Genomic DNA, 5,893 nt, shown 5'->3' with positions numbered 1-5,893 from the left:
TGGCCCTGTCCTCCCTCTTTTTTGGCGCGGGTTCGCCTCCGGGGCGCTTCGGACCGGCGCCGACGGTCGACCGTGCCCGGTCCGCCCGTTCCTCGCGAACCTGCGCGCGCTCTCCCTCACGGCGACGGCGCGCCCCTTCGGCTCACCCGCCGGCCCGGCGGGGCGACGCCCCGGAGGCCGGCCGGGCCTCTAGACAAGAAGCGCCTGGGTCAGCAGGGGGGCCACCAGGTCCACCTGCCACTGGCGGGCTCCGTGGCTGGTCAGGGCTGCCGCGACGTTGTCCACCGTCGGGTCCTGCGGGGGTTCCCAGCAGACCCGGCGGACGGTGTCCGGGGTGATCAGGTTCTCCTGGGGCATGGTGATCCGCTCGGCGAGTTCCGAGACCGCCGCGCGGGCGGCCGAGAGCCGGGCGGCGGCTTCGGGGTCCTTGTCCGCCCACGAGCGGGGCGGCGGCGGGCCCGTGAGGGGCTGGCCGGGCTGGGGCAGCTCCGTGTCGGGGAGGGCTTTCGCCCGGTCGACGGCGGCCTGCCACTGTTCGAGCTGGCGACGGCCCATGCGGTGGCCGAAGCCGGGCAGCGCGGTCAGCGCCTGCACGGTGGCGGGCAGGGACAGCGATGCCTCGACGATCGCGGTGTCGCTGAGCACCTTGCCGGGGGAGACGTCCCGCCGCTGGGCGACCCGGTCGCGGGTCGTCCACAGTTCCCGTACGACGGCCATCTGCCGGCGGCGGCGCACCTTGTGCATGCCCGAGGTACGGCGCCACGGGTCCTTGCGCGGGGGCGCGGGCGGGGCGGAGGCGATCGCGTCGAACTCCTGCTGAGCCCAGTCGAGCTTGCCCTGCCGGTCGAGCTCCTTCTCCAGCGCGTCCCGCAGGTCGACGAGGAGTTCCACGTCGAGCGCGGCGTACCGCAGCCAGGGTTCGGGGAGCGGGCGGGTGGACCAGTCGACGGCGGAGTGGCCCTTCTCCAGGGCGTACCCGAGGACGTTCTCGACCATGGCGCCGAGGCCGACCCGGGGGAAGCCCGCGAGGCGGCCCGCCAGCTCGGTGTCGAAGAGCCGGGTGGGGATCATGCCTATTTCGCGCAGGCAGGGCAGGTCCTGGGTGGCGGCGTGCAGGATCCACTCCGTACCGGAGAGGGCGTCGCCCAGACCGGAGAGGTCGGGGCAGCCGACCGGGTCGATCAGCGCCGTGCCCGCGCCCTCGCGGCGGAGCTGGACCAGGTAGGCACGCTGGCCGTAGCGGTAGCCGGAGGCGCGCTCCGCGTCGACGGCGACGGGTCCGGTGCCCGCGGCGAAGGCCGCGATCACCTCGGCGAGCGCCTCGTCGGTGGCGACCACCGGTGGAATGCCCTCGCGGGGCTCCAGCAAGGGGATCGGCGCCGCTTCGACGTCGTCCGGGGGAAGCGACACCAGCGACTGCCGTCGCGGGCCCCCGGTGGTTCGCAGTGCTGGCTCTGCTGCGGTCTCTTGGGCGTCGGTCACCTGTCAAGGGTATCTGTGAACGGACGGCGCCCGTCGACGGAACGTTCCGTCGACGGGCGGTGGGGGCGAGAAGCGGTCAGTGGCCCGGTCCGGTGGTGTGTCCGGTTCAGTGGATGATTCCGGTACGGAGGGCCACGGCGACCATCCCGGCCCGGTCGCCGGTGCCGAGCTTGCGCGCGATCCGGGCGAGGTGGCTCTTGACGGTGAGCGCGGACAGGCCCATCGAGACGCCGATGGCCTTGTTGGACTGGCCTTCGGCGACCAGCCGGAGCACCTCGACCTCCCGGCCGGACAGCTCCCGGTACCCACCGGGGTGGTTCGGGGCGCCCGGAGGGCGGCGGTGCATCCGCTGGCCGGCGCCGAGGGGGGCGACGCCGGGGCGGCCGGGGTGGCCGATGTTGGTGCGGGTGCCGGTGACGACATAGCCCTTGACGCCGCCCGCGAGGGCGTTGCGCACGGCGCCGATGTCGTCCGCGGCGGAGAGGGCGAGGCCGTTGGGCCAGCCCGCCGCCCGCGTCTCGGACAGGAGGGTCAGCCCGGATCCGTCGGGCAGGTGGACGTCGGCAACGCAGATGTCGCGCGGGTTGCCGACGCGGGGGCGGGCCTCCGCGATGGACGACGCCTCGATGACGTCACGCACTCCGAGGGCCCACAGGTGGCGGGTGACGGTGGAGCGGACGCGGGGGTCGGCCACGACGACCATGGCCGTCGGCTTGTTCGGGCGGTAGGCGACCAGGCTTGCGGGCTGCTCAAGGAGAACGGACACCAGGCCTCCTGGGGAAGGTGCGGGACGGGGCCGGCTGCGGGGGGTGAAGCCGGGGCGAACCGTGTGTGAAGGGTCATTGACCTCTTCGGCAGCAATCCCGCTCGCCTTTAGAGAATGATCACGAATTAGTGAGTAACAATTCGGGCAATTCGGATACGTGCTCGATCATCCTACGAGTGGTCCCCCGGGTGGGGGTACGCGGCGGACGAGTGAGGGACGCCCGGCGGACGTGGTGTGGTGGAGCCGTGAAGGGGCGTGCGGTCCCGGCCGTGCGGTGAAAGGGCGTCAGAGGGCCCGCGAATCCCCCGTCAGGGAACCCGCGGGCCGCGCCGCTGGGGCAGTGAGACCACACCCGCGTCGCCCGTCCCCGGCGGTCCGCCCGCGCCCGGCGGCAGCCCCGCGACCTGGCAGAGCAGATCGCACCACGCGGTCAGATGGGCCGCCGTGTCGGGCACCCCGCCCAGCGCCTCGCGCGGGGTCCAGGACGCCCGGATCTCGATCTGGGTGGCCGGCCTGCGCTCCGCGAGCCCGCCGAAGTAGTACGAGCCGGCCTGGGTGACCGTGCCGCTCGCCTCCCCGTACGACAGCCCGCGCGCCTCCAGCGCGCCCGTCAGCCACGACCAGCACACCTCGGGCAGCAGCGGGTCGGCGGCCATCTCCGGCTCCAGCTCCGCCCGTACGAGCGTCACCAGCCGGAACGTGCCCTGCCAGGCGTCGTGCCCCGACGGGTCGTGGAGCAGGATCAGCCGGCCGTCCGCGAGATCGTCCTCGCCGTCGACCACCGCCGCCTCCAGGGCGTACGCGTACGGCGCGAGCCGCTTCGGCGCCGGGGTCGGGTCGATCTCGACGCCTGGTCGCAGCCGGGCCGTCCGCAGCGCGTCGATCGCCGAACGGAACGCGGACGGGACGGAATCGCCCTCTCCGCCGCCCTTTCCCCCGGTGCCGTTGGAATGATCGGAAAACTGTCCCTGAGCCGCAGCCATGCGGGGAAGAGTAGGCGGAACCCGCGCCTCGCGCAGGGAGGGACACCCGGCCCGGGGCGGCGGCTTCCCCGTACATGGGAAGATTCTGTATGTGAGCGCCAACGAACGCCCCCCGGGCCAGCAGACGAAGACGTACGAATCGGCCTTCCTGAAGGCGTGCCGACGGGAACCGGTACCGCACACACCGGTCTGGTTCATGCGTCAGGCGGGGCGCTCGCTGCCCGAGTACCTGAAGGTCCGCGAGGGCATCGGGATGCTCGACTCCTGCATGCGGCCCGAGCTGGTCACCGAGATCACGCTCCAGCCGGTACGGCGCCACAAGGTCGACGCCGCGATCTACTTCAGCGACATCGTCGTCCCCCTCAAGGCCATCGGCCTCGACCTGGACATCAAGCCGGGTGTCGGCCCCGTCGTCGCCGAGCCCATCCGCACCCGCGCCGACCTGGCCCGGCTGCGCGACCTCACGCCCGAGGACGTCGCCTACGTCACCGAGGCCATCGGCATGCTCACCGGTGAGCTGGGGTCCACCCCGCTCATCGGGTTCGCCGGGGCGCCGTTCACCCTCGCGAGCTACCTCGTGGAGGGCGGTCCCTCCCGCAACCACGAGCACACCAAGGCCATGATGTACGGCGACCCCCAGCTGTGGGCCGACCTGCTCGACCAGCTCGCCCGGATCACCTCGGCCTTCCTCGCCGTGCAGATCGAGGCGGGCGCGAGCGCCGTCCAGCTCTTCGACTCGTGGGTGGGCGCCCTCGCCCCCGCCGACTACCGGCGCTCCGTGCTGCCCGCCTCCGCCAAGGTCTTCGACGCGGTCGCCCCCTACGGTGTCCCGCGCATCCACTTCGGCGTCGGTACGGGCGAGCTGCTCGGCCTGATGGGCGAGGCGGGCGCCGATGTCGTCGGCGTCGACTGGCGCGTCCCGCTGGACGAGGCGGCCCGCCGGGTCGGCCCCGGCAAGGCGCTCCAGGGCAATCTCGACCCGGCGGTCCTCTTCGCCCCGACCCCAGCGGTGGAGACCAAGGCCCGGGAGGTGCTGGACGCGGCGGCCGGGCTGGAGGGCCATGTCTTCAATCTGGGCCATGGCGTGCTGCCGAGCATGGACCCGGACTCACTGACCAGGCTCGTCGACTACGTGCATACGCAGACCGCTCGCTGATTGGCCGAAAACCGCTGGTGGGGCGGGGCGATTCGTCCCGGGTCGGGGCGCGCCGGCCCCGCCCCGCCGCGGTGGTCACCAGCCCGCCGCCCTGACGGCCGCCGTCGCCTTGCGCGCGGCGACCAGCACCGGGTCCCAGACGGGCGAGAAGGGCGGCGCGTACCCCAGGTCCAGCGTCGTCATCCGCTCCACCGTCATCCCGGCGGTCAGCGCCACCGCCGCGATGTCCACCCGCTTCGCCGCGCCCTCCCGGCCGACGATCTGCACCCCCAGCAGCCGCCCGGTCCGGTGCTCGGCGAGCATCTTCACCGTCATCGGGGCCGCGCCCGGGTAGTAGCCCGCGCTGTTGGTCGACTCGACGGTGGCGCTCACGTACCGGAGCCCGGCCCTGCGGGCGTCCTTCTCGCGCAGCCCCGTCCTGGCGATCTCCAGGTCGCAGACCTTGCTGACGGCCGTACCGACGATCCCGGGGAAGACGGCGTAGCCGCCGCTCACGTTCGTGCCGATGATCTGGCCGTGCTTGTTCGCGTGCGTCCCCAGCGCGACATGGCGGGTGGCGCCCGAGACCAGGTCGAGGACCTCCACGCAGTCGCCGCCCGCCCAGACGTTTCCATGGCCGCGTACCCGCATCGACAGATCGGTGAGCAGCCCGCCGTACGGTCCGACGGGCAGCGCGGCGGCGCGGGCGAGGGCCGTCTCCGGCTCGACGCCGATCCCGAGGACGACGACGTCCGCCGGGTACTCGGTCTCCGCGGTGGCCACGGCCCGCACCCGGCCGTCCTCGCCGGTGCGGATCGCGGTCACCTCCGCGCCGCCCACCGTGGTGATGCCCAGCCCGTCCATCGCCTCGTGGACCAGCCGCCCCATGTCCGGGTCGAGGGTCGCCATCGGCTGCGTGTCACGGTGCACGACGGTGACCTCGTACCCGCGCTTCAGCAGCGCCTCGGCCATCTCCACCCCGATGTACCCCGCGCCGACCACGACCGCGCGGCCGCCCGCCGTCGCGGCCAGGGTCTCCAGCAGCGCCTGTCCGTCGTCGAGGGTCTGCACCCCGTGCACGCCCGGCGCGTCGATCCCGGGCAGCGCGGGCCGTACCGGGCGGGCGCCCGTCGCGACGACCAGCTTGTCGAAGCCGGTCCAGCTCTCCGTACCGGCGTCCAGGTCGCGGGTCCTCACCCGCTGCCCCGCCAGATCGATCTCCACGGCCTCCGTGCGGGTCCGCAGCCCGATGTCCCTGGCCCGGTGCTCCTCGGGCGTCCGGGCGATCAGGGCGTCCCGGTCCGTGACGTCGCCGCCCACCCAGTACGGGATGCCGCACGCGGAGTACGAGCTGAAGTGACCGCGTTCGAACGCGACGATCTCCAGCTCGTCCGGGCCCCGGCCCCTGCGGGCCTGGGGGGGGGGCGGGGGGCCCCCCCCCCCCCCCCCCCCCCAGCCCCCCCCCCCCCCCCCCCGCGCGCGGGCCCCCCGGCGGCGCTGTTGGATTGGGTAGGGTGGCGCAGGGCC

Annotated in this window: 4 protein-coding genes and 1 pseudogene; 1 reads left to right on the top strand and 4 read right to left on the bottom strand. The window is 73.8% G+C overall.

All coding sequences use genetic code 11. The features are described from left to right. Positions 1–189: 189 nt before the first annotated feature. From ACFXPK_RS02940 to ACFXPK_RS02930, 3 genes are all read right to left on the bottom strand, one after another. Entirely contained in the window at positions 190–1,482 is a 1,293-nt protein-coding gene (locus ACFXPK_RS02940; RefSeq protein WP_385070901.1) for an HRDC domain-containing protein, read from the bottom strand. Positions 1,483–1,588: 106 nt separating this feature from the next. Then, positions 1,589–2,248 (bottom strand): response regulator transcription factor, encoded by a 660-nt coding sequence (locus ACFXPK_RS02935; protein WP_329823583.1) that lies wholly within the window; start codon positions 2,246–2,248, stop codon positions 1,589–1,591. Positions 2,249–2,556: 308 nt separating this feature from the next. Then, positions 2,557–3,231, bottom strand: a complete 675-nt coding sequence (locus ACFXPK_RS02930) for a DUF3000 domain-containing protein (RefSeq protein ID WP_385070898.1) — start codon at positions 3,229–3,231, stop codon at positions 2,557–2,559. A 91-nt stretch (positions 3,232–3,322) separates the two neighbouring features. Here ACFXPK_RS02930 and hemE point away from each other — a divergent pair, with 91 nt between their 5' ends. Further along, positions 3,323–4,387, top strand: coding sequence for a uroporphyrinogen decarboxylase (gene hemE / locus ACFXPK_RS02925; RefSeq protein WP_385001257.1), 1,065 nt, complete (start codon positions 3,323–3,325; stop codon positions 4,385–4,387). Between the two features lie 75 nt (positions 4,388–4,462). Here the strand turns inward: hemE and ACFXPK_RS02920 are convergent. Next, positions 4,463–5,785, bottom strand: a pseudogene (locus ACFXPK_RS02920) (FAD-dependent oxidoreductase); the annotation flags it as partial. Positions 5,786–5,893: the final 108 nt, after the last annotated feature.

Source organism: Streptomyces sp. NPDC059142, assembly GCF_042755665.1.
Taxonomy (GTDB): Bacteria; Actinomycetota; Actinomycetes; order Streptomycetales; family Streptomycetaceae; genus Streptomyces.
Note: the sequence above shows the minus strand (reverse complement) of the source record. Positions and strands in the feature narration are given on the sequence as shown.